The organism is Pseudomonas sp. FSL R10-1339 (assembly GCF_009600545.1).
In the GTDB taxonomy this organism is placed as follows: domain Bacteria; phylum Pseudomonadota; class Gammaproteobacteria; order Pseudomonadales; family Pseudomonadaceae; genus Aquipseudomonas; species Aquipseudomonas bubulae.
Genome location: NZ_WIVQ01000030.1, coordinates 26049 through 41912, shown reverse-complemented (window position 1 = coordinate 41912; position 15864 = coordinate 26049). Strand labels below are relative to the sequence as shown.

At 57.7% G+C, this 15864-nt stretch carries 19 protein-coding genes; 1 reads left to right on the top strand and 18 read right to left on the bottom strand.

What is annotated here, in order from left to right; translation table 11 throughout:
- The 14 genes from GHO03_RS11710 to trmJ all read right to left on the bottom strand — a co-directional run bounded on the left by GHO03_RS11710 (position 1) and on the right by trmJ (position 10887).
- Positions 1-987: a RodZ family helix-turn-helix domain-containing protein gene (locus GHO03_RS11710; RefSeq protein WP_095020374.1), complete on the bottom strand. Its 987-nt coding sequence runs from the start codon at positions 985-987 to the stop codon at positions 1-3.
- Positions 987-1745, bottom strand: a complete 759-nt coding sequence (pilW, locus tag GHO03_RS11705; protein WP_095020373.1) for a type IV pilus biogenesis/stability protein PilW — start codon at positions 1743-1745, stop codon at positions 987-989. Before pilW ends, GHO03_RS11710 begins: the two co-directional genes overlap by 1 nt.
- Before the next feature lie 12 nt (positions 1746-1757).
- Complete coding sequence (gene rlmN, locus GHO03_RS11700) at positions 1758-2906, bottom strand: 23S rRNA (adenine(2503)-C(2))-methyltransferase RlmN (RefSeq protein WP_095001468.1); 1149 nt, start codon at positions 2904-2906, stop codon at positions 1758-1760.
- Positions 2907-2934: 28 nt separating this feature from the next.
- Complete coding sequence (gene ndk / locus GHO03_RS11695) at positions 2935-3360, bottom strand: nucleoside-diphosphate kinase (protein WP_016779608.1); 426 nt, start codon at positions 3358-3360, stop codon at positions 2935-2937.
- A gap of 94 nt (positions 3361-3454) precedes the next feature.
- The gene (gene iscX, locus GHO03_RS11690) at positions 3455-3655 is read right to left on the bottom strand and encodes a Fe-S cluster assembly protein IscX (protein WP_016779607.1); all 201 of its coding nucleotides are present in this window, start codon (positions 3653-3655) and stop codon (positions 3455-3457) included.
- 12 nt (positions 3656-3667) lie between these two features.
- Positions 3668-4009 (bottom strand): ISC system 2Fe-2S type ferredoxin, encoded by a 342-nt coding sequence (gene fdx / locus GHO03_RS11685; RefSeq protein WP_003443365.1) that lies wholly within the window; start codon positions 4007-4009, stop codon positions 3668-3670.
- A gap of 3 nt (positions 4010-4012) precedes the next feature.
- Complete coding sequence (gene hscA, locus GHO03_RS11680; RefSeq protein ID WP_095018332.1) at positions 4013-5875, bottom strand: Fe-S protein assembly chaperone HscA; 1863 nt, start codon at positions 5873-5875, stop codon at positions 4013-4015.
- Between the two features lie 50 nt (positions 5876-5925).
- A complete protein-coding gene (gene hscB, locus GHO03_RS11675; protein WP_095001470.1) occupies positions 5926-6447 on the bottom strand; it encodes a co-chaperone HscB in 522 nt (173 codons plus the stop codon).
- Positions 6448-6455: 8 nt separating this feature from the next.
- The gene (iscA, locus tag GHO03_RS11670) at positions 6456-6779 is read right to left on the bottom strand and encodes an iron-sulfur cluster assembly protein IscA (protein WP_016779604.1); all 324 of its coding nucleotides are present in this window, start codon (positions 6777-6779) and stop codon (positions 6456-6458) included.
- 68 nt (positions 6780-6847) lie between these two features.
- A complete protein-coding gene (gene iscU / locus GHO03_RS11665) occupies positions 6848-7234 on the bottom strand; it encodes a Fe-S cluster assembly scaffold IscU (protein ID WP_007929523.1) in 387 nt (128 codons plus the stop codon).
- A gap of 96 nt (positions 7235-7330) precedes the next feature.
- Positions 7331-8545 (bottom strand): IscS subfamily cysteine desulfurase, encoded by a 1215-nt coding sequence (locus GHO03_RS11660; protein WP_019823684.1) that lies wholly within the window; start codon positions 8543-8545, stop codon positions 7331-7333.
- Between the two features lie 49 nt (positions 8546-8594).
- Positions 8595-9086 (bottom strand): Fe-S cluster assembly transcriptional regulator IscR, encoded by a 492-nt coding sequence (iscR, locus tag GHO03_RS11655; RefSeq protein ID WP_003443378.1) that lies wholly within the window; start codon positions 9084-9086, stop codon positions 8595-8597.
- Positions 9087-9337: 251 nt separating this feature from the next.
- Positions 9338-10114, bottom strand: a complete 777-nt coding sequence (cysE, locus tag GHO03_RS11650) for a serine O-acetyltransferase (RefSeq protein WP_095001471.1) — start codon at positions 10112-10114, stop codon at positions 9338-9340.
- A gap of 2 nt (positions 10115-10116) precedes the next feature.
- Positions 10117-10887, bottom strand: a complete 771-nt coding sequence (gene trmJ, locus GHO03_RS11645) for a tRNA (cytosine(32)/uridine(32)-2'-O)-methyltransferase TrmJ (protein WP_095018331.1) — start codon at positions 10885-10887, stop codon at positions 10117-10119.
- Positions 10888-11031: 144 nt separating this feature from the next.
- On the opposite strand from trmJ, the gene suhB reads away from it, so the two are divergent.
- Entirely contained in the window at positions 11032-11847 is an 816-nt protein-coding gene (gene suhB / locus GHO03_RS11640) for an inositol-phosphate phosphatase (protein WP_016779599.1), read from the top strand.
- 159 nt (positions 11848-12006) lie between these two features.
- Here suhB and GHO03_RS11635 read toward each other — a convergent pair whose 3' ends face one another.
- The 4 genes from GHO03_RS11635 to yajC all read right to left on the bottom strand — a co-directional run bounded on the left by GHO03_RS11635 (position 12007) and on the right by yajC (position 15850).
- Positions 12007-12534, bottom strand: a complete 528-nt coding sequence (locus GHO03_RS11635) for a glycine zipper 2TM domain-containing protein (RefSeq protein ID WP_095001472.1) — start codon at positions 12532-12534, stop codon at positions 12007-12009.
- Positions 12535-12655: 121 nt separating this feature from the next.
- Positions 12656-13570: a protein translocase subunit SecF gene (secF, locus tag GHO03_RS11630; RefSeq protein WP_095001473.1), complete on the bottom strand. Its 915-nt coding sequence runs from the start codon at positions 13568-13570 to the stop codon at positions 12656-12658.
- Positions 13571-13579: 9 nt separating this feature from the next.
- The gene (gene secD, locus GHO03_RS11625; protein WP_153399856.1) at positions 13580-15448 is read right to left on the bottom strand and encodes a protein translocase subunit SecD; all 1869 of its coding nucleotides are present in this window, start codon (positions 15446-15448) and stop codon (positions 13580-13582) included.
- 66 nt (positions 15449-15514) lie between these two features.
- The gene (yajC, locus tag GHO03_RS11620; RefSeq protein ID WP_095001475.1) at positions 15515-15850 is read right to left on the bottom strand and encodes a preprotein translocase subunit YajC; all 336 of its coding nucleotides are present in this window, start codon (positions 15848-15850) and stop codon (positions 15515-15517) included.
- Between the last annotated feature and the right edge of the window lie 14 nt (positions 15851-15864).

The window sequence follows — 15864 nt, the reverse complement described above, 5'->3', positions numbered from 1 at the left end:
TTATTGACCCAACTTCAGACGAGCAGTCTCGCCACTGGTGAAAGGAGCGACATCCACAGGCTGGCCGTTATAGCTGACCTGGGCACCGCGGGCATAGCCCAGGCGCAAGCTCAGGGGTGGCTTGCCGCTCACTTCTAGATTTTCGCCCTTGCGCTTCAAGCCACCAAACAGCACTTTGCCCGTGCCGTCGGTCACTTGAGTCCAGCAATCAGCGGTGTATTGCACGCTCACTTTGCCAGCACCGGCAACCGGGGCGGCAGTGTCGGGCGCAGGCGCGGTGGACGTAACAGGTGCCACTACTGGCGCAACTGGCGCAACAGCAGCAGGTACTGGCTGTACCGGAACGGCAACGGGTGCCTGGGGCTCGGCAGCGGGAGCACCCGGCAATGCCAGTGCCGTGGTCGCGCCCTGCTCCGGCGCCGATTCGGCCGCCAGAGGTGTTTCGCCTTCGGCCTTGGCCTCGGCTACTGCCTGATCTTCAGGTTCGTCCAGCGGGTGGATGCGGGTTGTGCCGTCAGCCCCTTCGACTTCGACGTGTTCCGGAGCAAGACCAATCAGGTCCTTGGCGCGCATGGACGTCTGGTCTTGCCACCAGATAAAACCGCCTCCGACCACGGCAATCAACAGCAACAGGCTGACGATACGCAAAATGGTATGCGACACGCGCACCGGCTCTTCTATGCGACCCAGGCTGTGCACGTTGCTGCCGTTGGCATCAGTGCCGGTGTACAGGTCAAATTCACGCACAAGGGCGGCCTGGTCCATACCCAGCAATTTGGCATAGGCCCGGATATAGCCCCGGGCAAAGGTATGCCCAGGCAGTTTGTCGAACGCGCCCGTTTCAAGGTTGCTCAGGGAGCTGGCCGTGAGGTTGAGTTTCAAGGCGACTTCAGCCAGCGTCCAGCCATTGTTTTCACGGGCCTGACGCAGAGTCTCACCGGGATTGACACGAGTCGCTGCTAGAACTTCGGGTTGCGCCGCTTTCATCATTGCTCCGACAGGTATTGCTGATATTCCGGCGTGCCGGGATAGAGTCGTTTTAGTTGCTGGCCATGGTTGGCAGTTGGGGTGCGGTCATCGAAAACACTCGCCAGTCGCGCACCGAGCAATAGACTACGTGCATTTTGCCCGCTAAGCAGGCTAAAACGATCGTAAAAGTCACGCGCCGTTACATATTGTTTGTCCTGATAAGCCATCTCGGCCATTTCAAGCAACGCACGGGGTTGTCGAGGGTTCAGGCGCAGTGCTTTTTCAAGCTGCTGGCGCCCCGCTTCAGGTTGCCCCAACTCAAGTGACGTTATACCCAGATTTTCGTAGATGCGGGAGCGTTCCGGATAAAGGTTGTCTGCTGCCGCCTTTTGAAACTGCACGCTGGCCTCCTGATAGCGCTGACGCTCAAACAGGAAACTGCCGTAATTATTGAGGATCCGGGCATCAGCTGGCCGACCGTTCAACGCGGTACGGAATGCCTGCTCGGCCAGGGCAAACTCCATTTCGGCCTGAAACACCAAGGCCAGTGCGGCGTTGGTGTCCGGGTCGGTCTTGTCGAGTTCAAGGGCCTTGCGCAAAGGGACTTTGGCCTGTTCGGTCATCCCTTGCTGCAAATAGCCCAGACCCAGCTGAACATAAGCCTGACGCGCCTCGTTACGCCCTTTGTCGCCAGCCATCGGGCTTGAATCGCCCGATGACACGCAGCCAGCCAAAAAGCTGACCAAAACGACCGGGAGCGCAGCGCGCAGGATCATGGATGTCCTCTCTCAGGGCGCAGAGGCAGCGTTTTGCGCTGTATCGGCGTCAGCACTCAGCTCACGCGCCGCGATCAGGCGCGAACTGCGGCGGGTACGGTCATTGACCTGACCTACCAGCTGCCCGCACGCCGCATCGATGTCTTCACCACGGGTGGTGCGCACGGTCACGTTGTAGCCAGCCTGCTGCAACAGCTCCTGGAAACGGCGAATGGCATTGTTGCTCGGGCGCTCATAGCCAGAATGCGGGAACGGATTGAACGGGATCAGGTTGATCTTGCACGGTGTGTCTTTAAGCAGCTCGATCATTTCTCGGGCGTGATCGACATGGTCGTTCACATCCTTGAGCAAGGTGTACTCAACGGTCAGCACGCGCTTTTCGCCCAGGGTCGCCATATAGCGACGGCAGGAATCAAGCAGCATGGCCAGCGGGTACTTCTTGTTGATCGGCACCAATTGACTACGCAGTTCGTCGTTAGGTGCGTGCAGCGACAATGCCAGCGAAACGTCAATGTGCTTGGCCAGCTCATCGATCATCGGCACCACGCCGGAGGTAGACAGGGTGACACGGCGCTTGGAGATGCCGTAGCCCAGGTCATCCATCATCAGGTGCATGGCAGAAATGACATTGTCGAAGTTCAGCAGCGGTTCGCCCATGCCCATCATCACCACGTTGGTGATGGCGCGGTCGATGGTTGCCGGAACGCTGCCAAAGGATTTGTTGGCAATCCACACCTGGCCAATCACTTCGGCGGCGGTGAGGTTGCTGTTGAAGCCTTGCTTGCCGGTGGAGCAGAAACTGCAGTCCAGGGCACAGCCAGCCTGGGACGAAACGCACAGGGTGCCACGTTTGCCCGAGGGAATATAAACGGTCTCGACGCAGCTGCCGGACTCTACGCGTACCACCCACTTACGGGTGCCATCGCTGGAGATGTCCTCGCTGACGACTTCAGGCCCACGAACCTCAGCAATGGCCTTGAGCTTGTCGCGCAAGGCCTTGCTGACGTTAGTCATGGCGTCGAAATCATCGACGCCAAAGTGGTGAATCCACTTCATGACCTGACCGGCACGGAAACGCTTCTCCCCGATTGAGTCGAAGAATTTCTCCATTTCCGGTTGAGTCAAACCCAACAGGTTGGTTTTGCCAGTCGTTGCAATCATGTCTTCACCCTCACTCACAAGCCAATACTTAGCGAGTGGTTACTTCAGTAGCTGCGAAAAAGTACGAGATTTCACGAGCAGCAGCGGCTTCAGAGTCGGAACCGTGAACAGCGTTTGCGTCGATGGATTCAGCGAAATCAGCACGGATAGTGCCGGCAGCTGCTTCTTTAGGGTTGGTAGCGCCCATCAGCTCGCGGTTCAGAGCGATAGCGTTTTCGCCTTCCAGAACCTGAACAACAACAGGACCGGAGATCATGAAAGCAACCAGGTCGCCGAAGAAGCCGCGCTCGCTGTGCTCAGCGTAGAAGCCTTCAGCTTCAGCTTTGGACAGTTGCTTCAGTTTGGAAGCTACAACCTTCAGGCCAGCGTCTTCGAAACGGGTAACGATCTTGCCGATAACGTTTTTAGCAACGGCGTCAGGCTTGATGATGGAGAAAGTACGTTGAACAGCCATGGTGTAACTCCAGAAACAGTGATTTAAGCGAAAAATTAAACCCGCGAATTATACGCGGGTTCTTGGGTATTGCATAATTACGTGCGTTGCAAGCTTAGTCGGCTTCTTCGATCCACAAACCCTGAATGGCTTCGAGCACCTTCTCTCCGCCGCGATCAGGGATATCGTCGAACTCCGGCAGCGCCATGACCAGATTGCGCAGCGTGACGAAATTCACCGAGAGCGGATCGACATCCGGGTGAGCTTCAGCCAGCTGGATCGCGATTTCCTGTACATCAACCCATTTAAGGCTCATGCCAATTCCTTATCAGTGCGGCGCTTCGGCAGCATGGTTGAGCGAGTATTTCGGAATCTCGACGGTGATGTCTTCAGTACCAACGCGGGCCTGACAGCTCAGGCGCGAAGTCGCTTCCAGACCCCATGCTCTATCAAGATAGTCCTCTTCCAGCTCGTCAGCTTCGTTCAACGAGTCGAAACCCTCGCGAATCACGCAATGACAAGTGGTGCAGGCACAAACACCACCGCAGGCACTTTCGATTTCAATGTGGTTGTCGTGGGCCACTTCGAGAATGGTCTTGCCGGTCTCAGCCTCTACAACCATACCGTCCGGGCAGTGCTCGGCGTGTGGCAGAAAAATGATCTGCGGCATCAGTTATTCCTCGATTTCATTCAGGTTGCGACCCGACAAAGCGGCCTTGACGGTCAAGTCCATGCGACGGGCTGCAAAGGCATCGGTCACTTGCGACAGACGCTTGGTCTGCTGCTCGATGGCGTAACCATCGGTGCCTTTCAACAATTCGGACAGTTCCTGCATCTGCAGCTCGATCACCATGCGCTCTTCGGCATCCAGCAAACGCTCGCCATCGACTTCGAGGGCTGCTTGCACGGCCTCGATCAGACGCTGGGCATCCACCTGCTGCTCGCGCAATACGCGGGCGACCTTGTCGTCGCTGGCGTACTGGAACGAATCCTTGAGCATTTTGGCGATTTCGCCGTCGGTCAGGCCGTAGGAAGGCTTGACCTGGATATTGGCTTCAACACCTGAACCCAGCTCGCGGGCCGACACACTGAGCAAACCGTCGGCATCGACCTGGAAGGTCACGCGAATTTTTGCGGCACCGGCCACCATCGGCGGGATGCCACGCAATTCAAAGCGCGCCAGGGAGCGGCAATCGCTGATCAGCTCGCGCTCACCCTGCAGCACATGAATCATCATGGCCGTCTGACCATCTTTATAGGTGGTGAAGTCCTGCGCGCGCGCCACCGGAATCGTGGTGTTGCGCGGAATAACCTTTTCCATCAAGCCACCCATGGTCTCCAGACCAAGGGACAACGGAATCACATCAAGCAGAAGCAGCTCGCCGCCATCGCGCTTGTTGCCGGCCAGGGTATCAGCCTGGATCGCAGCACCAATGGCAACCACTTGATCCGGGTCGATATCGGTCAGGGGCTCGCGACCAAACATCTGAGCGACCGCTTCACGCACACGAGGTACACGGGTCGAACCACCCACCATGACGACGGCCTGGACGTCTTCAATCTCGATATTGGCGTCGCGCACAGCACGGCGACAAGCCTTGAGGCTGCGCGCAACCATTGGCTCGATCATGGCGTCGAAGGCTTCACGGGTCAGCTCGGACTGCCAGCCACCAAAGGCAACCGTCACCGAGGACGCATCGGTCAGCGCTTCTTTTGCAGCGCAGGCAGCCTGCAGCAAGGTGCGCTGCGTGCCTGGATCAAGGTCGGCAGACAATCCGGCCTGCTCGACCATCCAGCTGGCAATCGCATGATCGAAGTCATCGCCACCCAGCGCGCTGTCGCCGCCGGTAGCCAAGACTTCAAACACACCGCCGGTCAGGCGCAGGATCGAGATATCGAACGTCCCCCCACCCAGATCATAGATAGCCACCACGCCTTCAGCCGACTGGTCCAGGCCATAGGCCACGGCGGCCGCTGTCGGCTCATTGAGCAGGCGCAGCACATTCAGACCAGCCAGTTTGGCCGCGTCTTTAGTGGCCTGGCGCTGAGCGTCATCGAAATAGGCCGGGACCGTAATCACCGCCCCCACCAATTCACCACCCAGGGTCTTTTCGGCGCGCTCACGCAGCACCTTCAAGATTTCGGCAGACACTTCAACCGGGCTTTTAGGGCCTTGCACCGTGTCAATAAACGGCATGTGCGACTCACCGCCGACAAAGCGGTAAGGCAACTGCTCGCCCAACTGCTTGACGTCGGACAGACCACGTCCCATCAAGCGTTTGACCGACAGCACGGTATTGAACGGGTCGCTGGAGGCTGCCAGACGTGCCGACTCGCCTACCTCGACGCGATCAGCGTGATAGCGCACGGCAGACGGCAAAATGACATTGCCATTGGCGTCGGCCAGAGGCTCGGAAAGGCCGCTGCGTAAAGCAGCGACCAGCGAATTGGTAGTGCCCAAGTCGATCCCCACAGCCAGACGTCGCTGGTGCGGTTGAGGACTTTGGCCGGGTTCGGCGATCTGCAGTAGGGCCATCGTAATCAGGACTTATCTGTAATCAGGCGTGCCATCAGGGAAGCACGGAGTTAATCGTCGAGGCGCTCTTCTAGCTGGCGCACTTCGTAAGTTAGCTTGTCGAGGAACTGCATGCGGCGCATCAGGCGTTCAGCCTGCTCACGCTGCGCAGCATCATCCCAACACGCTGCGAAGCTGTCGTTCAGGTGTTCCTGAGCGACTTTCAGTCGACGCTTGAATGCTGCAATACCGGCCATATCGGCGCTGTCATGCAAATCTTCAAGTTCTTCGCGCCACTGCATCTGCTGCATCAGGAACTCGGGATCGTGCACCGTGACTTCCAGCGGCAACTCGCCCCCCTTCAGCGCAAGCAGGTAACGCGCACGCTTGGCAGGGCTTTTGAGCGTCTGGTAAGCCTCATTGAGGCTGGCGGACTGCTCCAGCGCCAGGCGCTGCTCGCGCTCGGAAGCATCGGCAAACCGATCCGGGTGAACACCACGCGCCAGCTCTCGATAGCGCACAGCCAGCTGATCGAGGTCCAGATTGAAACCCGGTTGCAGCTCAAACAAAGCAAAATGACAAGGAGTACCCACGATCAGCCTCAGATATTGAAGCTTTCGCCGCAGCCACATTCACCGCGCACGTTAGGGTTATTGAACTTGAAGCCCTCATTGAGGCCTTCCTTGACGAAATCCAGTTCGGTGCCGTCAAGATAGGTCAGGCTTTTCGGATCAATGATCACTTTTTCGCCATGGGTTTCGAAGACCTGGTCTTCTTCACCTACTTCATCGACAAACTCCAGCACATAGGCAAGACCGGAACAGCCCGTGGTGCGAACACCCAGACGAATCCCCTCACCTTTGCCGCGCCCATCAAGGGAGCGGCGAATGTGTCGCGCAGCCGCTTCTGTCATGCTGATAGCCATCGTGACTCCTTACCTTTTGCCAGTTTCTTCACCTTGCCTGCGCCACTTGCGGGCGCAAGCAGTACGGATCAGATCAAACCTTTCTTCTGCTTGTAATCGCGAACAGCAGCCTTGATGGCGTCTTCAGCGAGTACCGAGCAGTGAATTTTTACCGGCGGCAAAGCCAGTTCTTCGGCCAGCTGAGTGTTCTTGATGGTCTCTGCTTCATCCAGAGTCTTGCCTTTCATCCACTCGGTCGCCAGGGAGCTGGAAGCGATTGCCGAACCGCAACCATAGGTCTTGAACTTGGCATCTTCAATGATGCCCTGCTCGTTGACCTTGATTTGCAGGCGCATTACGTCGCCGCACGCAGGGGCGCCGACCATGCCGGTGCCGACATCCGGGTCTTCCGCGTTCATCTTGCCGACGTTGCGCGGGTTTTCGTAGTGGTCGATGACCTTTTCGCTGTAAGCCATGGTACTAATCCTCACTCATCAGAGAGTCGCTCTTGAGACGCTGTAAAAGCTGCTGTTCGCTGCGCTTACAGCGTCTACTTACGGCGACTTAAATTGTTAGTGCGCCGCCCATTCGATTTTCGAGATGTCGATGCCGTCTTTGTACATGTCCCACAGCGGCGACAGGGCGCGCAGCTTGGTAACAGCCTCGCAAACCTTCTGCGCGGCGTAATCGATTTCTTCTTCGGTGGTGAAACGGCCGAAGGTAAAGCGGATGGAGCTGTGAGCCAGCTCGTCATTGCGGCCCAGGGCGCGCAATACGTAGGACGGCTCGAGGGAAGCAGAAGTACAGGCCGAACCGGACGACACAGCCAGATCCTTGAGCGCCATGATCAGCGACTCGCCTTCAACGTAGTTGAAGCTCAGGTTCAGGTTGTGCGGAACGCGGTGGACCATGCTGCCGTTGACGTACAGTTCTTCAAGGTGTTCAACCTGCTTGAAGAAACGGTCGCTCAACGCCTTGATACGGATGTTCTCTGCAGCCATTTCTTCTTTGGCGATCTGGAACGCTTCGCCCATGCCCACGATCTGGTGGGTGGCCAGGGTACCCGAACGCATGCCGCGCTCGTGACCGCCGCCGTGCATGGCTGCTTCAATACGCACCCGAGGCTTGCGGCTTACGTACAGTGCGCCGATGCCTTTAGGGCCGTAGGTTTTGTGCGCCGAGAACGACATCATGTCGACCTTCAGCTTGGCCAGGTCGATTTCAACCTTGCCGGTGGACTGTGCCGCATCGACATGGAACAACACGCCGCGCGAGCGAGTCAGCTCACCAATGGCAGCGATATCGTTGATGGTGCCGATTTCGTTGTTCACGTGCATGATCGAAACCAGGATGGTGTCGTCGCGCATCGCGGCTTCAACCATGGCCGGCGTTACCAGGCCATCGGTGCCCGGCTCGATATAGGTCACTTCAAAGCCTTCACGCTCAAGCTGACGCATGGTGTCGAGAACGGCCTTGTGCTCGATCTTGTCGGTGATCAGGTGCTTGCCCTTGGTGGCATAGAAGTGCGCTGCACCTTTGATTGCCAGGTTGTTGGCCTCGGTCGCACCGGAGGTCCAGACAATTTCACGGGGGTCAGCGTTAACCAGGTCAGCAACCTGACGACGCCCGTTCTCAACCGCTTCTTCAGCTTTCCAGCCGAACACGTGAGAGCGCGAAGCCGGGTTACCGAAGTTCCCGTCAACCAGCAAGCAGTCGCTCATTTTTTGAGCAACACGCGGATCAACCGGGGTAGTGGCTGAGTAATCGAGGTAAATTGGCAACTTCATGGACTATCTCCTAAATCAGGCTGGCTGGCGCACCGTCGTTTTTATGCAATCACTCGACGGCGGACGCTTCGATCTTATCCAGGTGCGGCGCTTTGCCATTACAGCGGCGCTGATCCTGACGCTGGGCTACTTCTTGTACCTCACGGCGAGTGACAAGGTCAGCCAAGCTGATACCGCTGAGAAAATCGTGTATTTGCAGGCTGAGGTCGCACCACAGGTGGTGGGTCAGGCAGGTGTCGCCGGCATGGCAGTCGCCAAGGCCCTGGCAACGCGTGGCATCGACGGACTCGTTCACGGCATCGATCACCTGAGCTACCTGGATGCCCTGCATGTCGCGTGACAGCTGATAGCCGCCACCCGGGCCACGCACACTGGAAACCAGGCTGCTGCGGCGCAATTTGGCAAACAGTTGCTCAAGGTAGGAAAGCGAGATGCCTTGGCGCTCGGAAATATCGGCCAGGGACACCGGCCCGTGCTGTGCGTGCAACGCCAAATCGAGCATTGCAGTTACGGCGTAACGGCCTTTTGTAGTCAGTCTCATGGACAGGTACCACGGAATTCGGAATGGAAGCGAGTATGCTATTCCCGACTATTTAAGTCAACTATTAGACCTAGTACTTTAGTCGGGATTATCCGCAAAAGAGCGCGCGCATTGTAGCAGGGTCTGCGGCGTAATGGCACATGGCACACATCTTGTGGCAGCGGGTTTGCTCGCGATGGCGGCAGCTCGACCAGCCTCAAAGACTGCAGCGCCAGCATCGCGAGCAGGCTCGCTCCCACAGCACCCAGAATCTAGACCGCCGTGCTTTCGTCCTTGCCCTTGACGCAGGCGAAGTCTTCTTCGCGCAGCTCAGGCAGCTCTTTCGCACAGTAAGGACTGCCCAAATCCTTGAGCGCGCCACACATACCATCCAGCTTGCCATCGACCGCCTGCAGATGATCCAGCAACTGGCCAATGGCCCGCGCCACCGGATCCGGCATATCTTCACTGACACCGTATGCGTCAAAACCGATTTTCTCAGCCATTGCCTTGCGCTTGGCCTCAGTTTCATCGTCATTCTTGATAATGATGCGCCCCGGAATACCCACTACGGTCGCGCCCGGCGGCACAGCCTTGGTCACAACCGCATTGGAACCGACCTTGGCCCCCGCCCCGACAGTGAACGGCCCCAATACCTTGGCGCCCGCCCCTACCACGACACCATTTTCCAGAGTGGGGTGGCGCTTGCCCTTGTTCCAGCTCGTCCCCCCCAGGGTCACACCCTGATACAGGGTCACGTCATCCCCGATTTCGGCGGTTTCACCAATCACGATACCCATCCCGTGATCAATAAAGAAACGACGCCCGACCTTGGCCCCCGGGTGAATTTCAATCCCGGTCAGCCAGCGCCCGAAGTTGGACACCAGACGAGCCAGCCACTTCCAGCCAGCCTGCCACAACAGCGCCGACAAGCGGTGAATCCAGATCGCATGCATCCCCGGGTAGCACGTCAGCACTTCAAAAGCATTACGGGCTGCAGGATCACGGTGAAACACACTTTGGATATCTTCACGCAGACGCTCGAACATCATTAATCCTTGCGCTTGAGCAGCTCGCCACGGGCTGCTTTTTGGGTTTCGGTGAGAATGCCACGCAAAATATTCATCTCGGCACGACTGACAGCACTGCGACCGTAGAGCCGACGCAGACGCGCCATGAGGTGGCGCGGCTTTTCCGGATCCATGAATTCGATAGCTACCAGGGTTTGCTCCAGATGCTCATAAAAGCGCTCCAGCTCATCCATGGTGGCCAGCTCGCCACTCTTGGTGGACGCCACCTCTTCTTTCTCGATCTTGCTCGGCTGCCCCTGGGCCGCCAGCCAGGCCATGCGGATCTCGTAGCTGAGCACCTGCACGGCCGCGCCGAGGTTCAGGGAACTGAATTCGGGATCAGAGGGGATATGCACATGGAAGTGACAACGCTGCAACTCGTCATTGGTCAGACCGGAGTCTTCACGACCGAACACCAGCGCGATTTCCGCACCCTGGGCCGCCTCTGCAACCACTTTCTGCCCGCACTCGCGCGGATCCAGCAGCGGCCAGGGGATACGACGGTCGCGGGCACTGGTACCCAGCACCAGATTGCAGCCCACCAGGGCATCTTCAAGGGTCGCGACAACCTGTGCATTTTCCAGAATGTCACCGGCGCCCGAGGCGCGCGCGTCGGCCTCATGGTGCGGGAACACCCTCGGCTCAACCAGAACCAGCCGCGACAACCCCATGTTTTTCATGGCACGCGCAGCACCGCCGATGTTCCCGGGATGGCTGGTATTGACCAGAACGACACGAATATTAGGCAGCAAAGGAAGCGCTCACAGACCAGCAAAAGGGAGCAAATCTTACCTAAGCAAAACGTCATAAGCTACGAAAGCTAACGCAAACCTTCATCTACCAAAGTTTTCTGATAGAATATTCGGCTTTCTTTAACAACCTTAGGTGAAACGTCCATGCAGCCCATGCTGAATATCGCGCTGCGCGCCGCCCGCAGCGCCAGTGAATTGATTTTCCGCTCCATCGAGCGCCTGGATACCATCAAGGTTGACGAAAAAGACGCCAAGGATTACGTCTCTGAAGTCGATCGTGCTGCTGAACAGAAAATCATCGACGCCCTGCGCAAGGCTTACCCGACGCACGGCATCCTCGGTGAAGAAACCGGCATGCACCCAGGCAGCGGTGAAGGTGAAGACTACCTGTGGATCATTGACCCACTGGATGGCACCACCAACTTCCTGCGCGGCGTTCCACACTTCGCCGTCAGCATCGCCTGCAAATACCGCGGCCGCCTTGAGCACGCAGTGGTTCTTGACCCGGTTCGCCAGGAAGAATTCACCGCCAGCCGTGGCCGTGGCGCCCAACTGAACGGTCGCCGCCTGCGTGTTAGCGGTCGTACCAGCCTGGAAGGCGCCCTGCTGGGTACCGGGTTCCCGTTCCGTGACAACCAGATGGACAACCTGGACAACTACCTGGGCATGTTCCGCAGCCTGGTTGGCCAGACTGCCGGCATCCGTCGCGCAGGCGCTGCCAGCCTGGATCTGGCCTACGTGGCTGCAGGTCGTTTCGATGCATTCTGGGAGTCGGGTCTGTCCGAGTGGGACATGGCTGCAGGCGCACTGCTGATTCAAGAAGCAGGCGGCCTGGTCAGTGACTTTACCGGTAGCCACGATTTCCTTGAAAAAGGTCATATCGTTGCCGGTAACACCAAGTGCTTCAAAGCTGTCCTGACTGCAATCCAGCCTCACCTGCCAACCTCGCTGAAACGCTAAGCGAATACCGCAGACAAAAAAAGCACCCTTCGGGGTGCTTTTTTTTGGCCTTGCAATTACCCCACCCCGTGGGAGCGGGCTTGCCCGCGATAGCATCACCGCGATTTGCCTGACAGACCGAGCCGCCCGCATCGCGAGCAAGCCCGCTCCCACAAGAATTTAATTCAGGATCAGCTTGCCTTCCTTGTCCACGGCAATTTCATTGCCCGGTTCGTGATCCATACGCACCTTGCCTTCCTTGCCATTGAGCGAATAGCGCACGTCATAGCCGACGACCTTGCTGCTGATGTCATTGACCGTGTTGCAACGCGTCTGGGTCGTGGTGTAGGTATCACGCTCCTGCATGCCTTCCTGCACCTTGTTACCGGCATAACCGCCACCCACCGCACCGGCAACCGTCGCGATCTTTTTGCCGTTACCGCCGCCCACCTGATTACCCAGCAAGCCGCCGGCGACAGCACCAATCACGCTGCCGACAATCTGATGCTGATCCTTGACCGGCGCCTGACGCGTCACAGTCACATCCTTGCACACCTCACGCGGCGTTTTGATCTGCTGGTTGACCGGCACAACGGCCAGCACCTGCGCAGACTCAGGGCCTTTCACCAAGCTGTAAGTGGCAAAAGCACCACCGGCTGTAACACCGACAGCACCCAGTACAGCACCCACCAGCAATGACTTGTTCACGTGAACCTCCAGACCATCTTAAGTGGGAACAGTCCCACACCAATCCTGGAGTTGGAGCACAAAAAAAGGCGCGAGTTCAATAACTCGCGCCTTTTAGGTGACAGTCGTCGATAACTATTGGTTATGGACGATCATCGACTTCCTTCTCACTCGCCGCAGGCGGGATCAGATCCTCTGCACTGAGATTCAGCCAGATCAGCACCACGTTGGCGATGTAGATCGACGAATAAGTACCCGCCAGAACACCCACGAACAGGGCAATCGAGAAGCCCCACAGGTTGTCGCCACCGAAAATCAGCAATGCGGCAATGGCCAGCAAGGTGGAGATCGATGTCGCCATGGTGCGCAGCAAGGTTTGCGTGGTCGAGATGTTGATGTTGTCGATCAGACTGGCCTTGCGCAGAACCCGGAAGTTCTCGCGCACCCGGTCAAATACCACAATGGTGTCGTTGAGCGAGTAACCGATGATCGCCAGCACCGCCGCCAATACCGTCAGGTCGAAGGTGATCTGGAACCACGACAGCACGCCCATGGTCACGATCACGTCGTGAACCAGGGACACGATCGCGCCGACAGCGAACTTCCACTGAAAGCGGAAGGCCAGGTAAAGCATGATGCCGCCCAGCGCCATCAGCATGCCGAGGCCGCCCTGGTCGCGCAGCTCTTCACCCACCTGTGGGCCAACGAACTCGACGCGCTTGATCACCGCCGGGTTGCTGGTATCTGCCTGACCCAGCGCAGCCGCTACCTTGTTACCCAGCAACGGATCATCGCCGGGCATACGCACCAGCAAGTCGGTGGTAGCACCAAAGCTCTGCACCACGGCATCGTGGAAGCCGGCCGAAACCAGTTCGTTACGCACCTTGGTCAGATCAGCCGGCTTCTCGTAGGTCAGCTCGATAAGCGTACCGCCGGTGAAGTCCAGGCCGTAGTTCATGCCCTTGTGGAACATGCTGAACAAGGCCAGCACGGTAAGCAGTACAGTGACGCCGAACGCTACGTTGCGAACGCCCATGAAGTTGATTGTACGTAACATGGCAGCCCCTTAAATCCACAACTTCTTGAAGTCCCGACCGCCATACACCAGGTTGACCAGTGCGCGGGTGACCATAATGGCCGTGAACATCGAGGTAAAGATACCCAGCGACATGGTCACCGCGAAGCCTTTAACCGGCCCGGTACCCATGGCGAAGAGGATCCCGCCGACCAGCAGGGTTGTCAGGTTGGAGTCAACGATGGCGGTAAAGGCACGGTTGAAACCTTCGTTGATCGCCCGCTGCGGTGTCATGCCATTGGCCAGCTCTTCACGTATACGCGAGAAGATCAGTACGTTGGCATCGACCGCCATACCCATCGTCAACACGATACCGGCAATGCCCGGCAGGGTCAGGGTTGCACCCAGCACCGACATCAGCGCCAGCAGCAAGACCATGTTGCCCGCCAGTGCCACCGTCGCGATCACACCGAAGAAACGGTAGATGGCGATGATGAAGATCGACACGAACAACATGCCCCACAGCGATGCATCGACACCCTTGGTAATGTTGTCAGCACCCAGGCTCGGGCCAATGGTGCGCTCTTCAGCGAAGTACATTGGCGCAGCCAGACCACCGGCACGCAACAGCAGCGCCAGCTCGGAAGCCTCACCCTGGCCATTCAGACCGGTAATCCGGAACTGACTGCCCAGCGGCGACTGGATGGTCGCCAGGCTGATGATCTTCTTCTCTTCTTTGAACGACTGAACCGGTACGTCCTTCTCGACACCGTCAACCACTTGCTTGGTGTAAGTCGTCACCGGCTTCTGCTCGATGAAGATTACCGCCATGCTGCGACCAACGTTGCTGCGCGTCGAACGACTCATCAGCTCGCCACCGTGACCATCAAGCTTGATGTTCACTTGTGGCCGGCCGTGCTCGTCAAAGCCTGCCTGAGCATCGGTTACCTGGTCACCGGTGATGATCAGACCACGCTCGATTTGCGCGCCAGGACGGTTACCTTCACGGAACTCGAAAGTTTCGGACGTCGCTTTGGAAGCGCCCGGCTTGGCCGCCAGACGGAACTCAAGGTTGGCCGTCTTGCCCAGGATACGCTTGGCTTCGGCGGTGTCTTGCACGCCCGGCAGCTCAACCACGATGCGGTTGGCACCCTGACGCTGAACCAGAGGCTCGGCAACACCCAACTCGTTGACCCGGTTACGGACGGTTGTCAGGTTTTGCTTGATGGAATATTCACGGATTTCCGCCAGCTTGGCCGGGGTCATCGCCAGACGCAGAACCGGCTGACCGTTCAGGTCTGCAGCGGTAATGTCGAAATCATTGAAGCTTTTACGGATCAGGCTACGCGCTTGCTCACGGACAGCTTCATCAGTGAAGCCCAACTGAATGGCACCGTTGAGTTGCGGCAGGCTGCGATAACGCACTTTTTCTTTACGCAGCAGGCTTTTGACATCGCTCTCGTACACTTTCATGCGTGCATCGACAGCTTTGTCCATGTCCACTTCCAGCAGGAAGTGCACACCGCCCGACAAGTCCAGACCCAGTTTCATCGGGTGAGCACCCAGACTGCGCAACCATTGTGGCGTGGTCTGTGCCAGGTTGAGCGCTACGACATAATCGTCACCCAGAGCCTTGCGTACAACATCCTTGGCTGGCAACTGGTCGTCTTTCTTGACCAGGCGCAGCAAACCAGCTTTGCCGTTCTGGGCCAGGGAAGCACCCTTGACTTCAATGCCTGCATCCGTCAGCGCCTTGCTTGCGCGATCCAGATCAGCTTGAGTGACCTGCAGGGCCGTGCTCGCACCCGACACTTGAATGGCCGGATCATCAGGGTACAGATTGGGAGCGGAATAAATAAAACCGATCGCCAGCACTGCCAGGATCAGTATGTATTTCCACAGAGGGTATTTGTTCAGCATCAATCACGCCGCCCGCTTAAAACGCGGGGCGCCTTGCGCGCCCCGTCGATTGTTGAAAGTTGAAACTTAGATCGCTTTCAGCGTGCCTTTAGGCAACGTGGCTGCAACCGAGCCTTTCTGAATTTTCAGCTCGACAGTGTCAGACACTTCGATGACAACAAAAGCATCGGAAACCTTGACGATTTTGCCGGCGATACCGCCAGTGGTCACGATTTCGTCGCCTTTTTGCAGGTTACCCAACAGGGCTTTCTGCTCTTTAGCGCGCTTGGCCTGTGGACGCCAGATCATCAGGTAGAAGATGACCAGGAAGCCGACCAGGAAGATCCATTCAAAACCGCCACCCATTGGGGCAGCAGCAGGTGCAGCAGCGTCCGCGAAAGCGGAAGAGATGAAAAAGCTCATTAAGCACTCCAGTT

Coding starts and splice junctions, on each gene's coding strand:
- rlmN (WP_095001468.1), bottom strand. CDS start 2,906: ATGATTGCAACGACTGGCAAAACCAACCTGTTGGGTTTGACTCAACCG.
- secF (WP_095001473.1), bottom strand. CDS start 13,570: ATGTTACGTACAATCAACTTCATGGGCGTTCGCAACGTAGCGTTCGGC.
- yajC (WP_095001475.1), bottom strand. CDS start 15,850: ATGAGCTTTTTCATCTCTTCCGCTTTCGCGGACGCTGCTGCACCTGCT.
- iscX (WP_016779607.1), bottom strand. CDS start 3,655: ATGAGCCTTAAATGGGTTGATGTACAGGAAATCGCGATCCAGCTGGCT.
- iscU (WP_007929523.1), bottom strand. CDS start 7,234: ATGGCTTACAGCGAAAAGGTCATCGACCACTACGAAAACCCGCGCAAC.
- fdx (WP_003443365.1), bottom strand. CDS start 4,009: ATGCCGCAGATCATTTTTCTGCCACACGCCGAGCACTGCCCGGACGGT.
- GHO03_RS11660 (WP_019823684.1), bottom strand. CDS start 8,545: ATGAAGTTGCCAATTTACCTCGATTACTCAGCCACTACCCCGGTTGAT.
- GHO03_RS11710 (WP_095020374.1), bottom strand. CDS start 987: ATGAAAGCGGCGCAACCCGAAGTTCTAGCAGCGACTCGTGTCAATCCC.
- pilW (WP_095020373.1), bottom strand. CDS start 1,745: ATGATCCTGCGCGCTGCGCTCCCGGTCGTTTTGGTCAGCTTTTTGGCT.
- iscR (WP_003443378.1), bottom strand. CDS start 9,086: ATGAGACTGACTACAAAAGGCCGTTACGCCGTAACTGCAATGCTCGAT.
- hscA (WP_095018332.1), bottom strand. CDS start 5,875: ATGGCCCTACTGCAGATCGCCGAACCCGGCCAAAGTCCTCAACCGCAC.
- suhB (WP_016779599.1), top strand. CDS start 11,032: ATGCAGCCCATGCTGAATATCGCGCTGCGCGCCGCCCGCAGCGCCAGT.
- iscA (WP_016779604.1), bottom strand. CDS start 6,779: ATGGCTATCAGCATGACAGAAGCGGCTGCGCGACACATTCGCCGCTCC.
- ndk (WP_016779608.1), bottom strand. CDS start 3,360: ATGGCTGTTCAACGTACTTTCTCCATCATCAAGCCTGACGCCGTTGCT.
- secD (WP_153399856.1), bottom strand. CDS start 15,448: ATGCTGAACAAATACCCTCTGTGGAAATACATACTGATCCTGGCAGTG.
- cysE (WP_095001471.1), bottom strand. CDS start 10,114: ATGTTCGAGCGTCTGCGTGAAGATATCCAAAGTGTGTTTCACCGTGAT.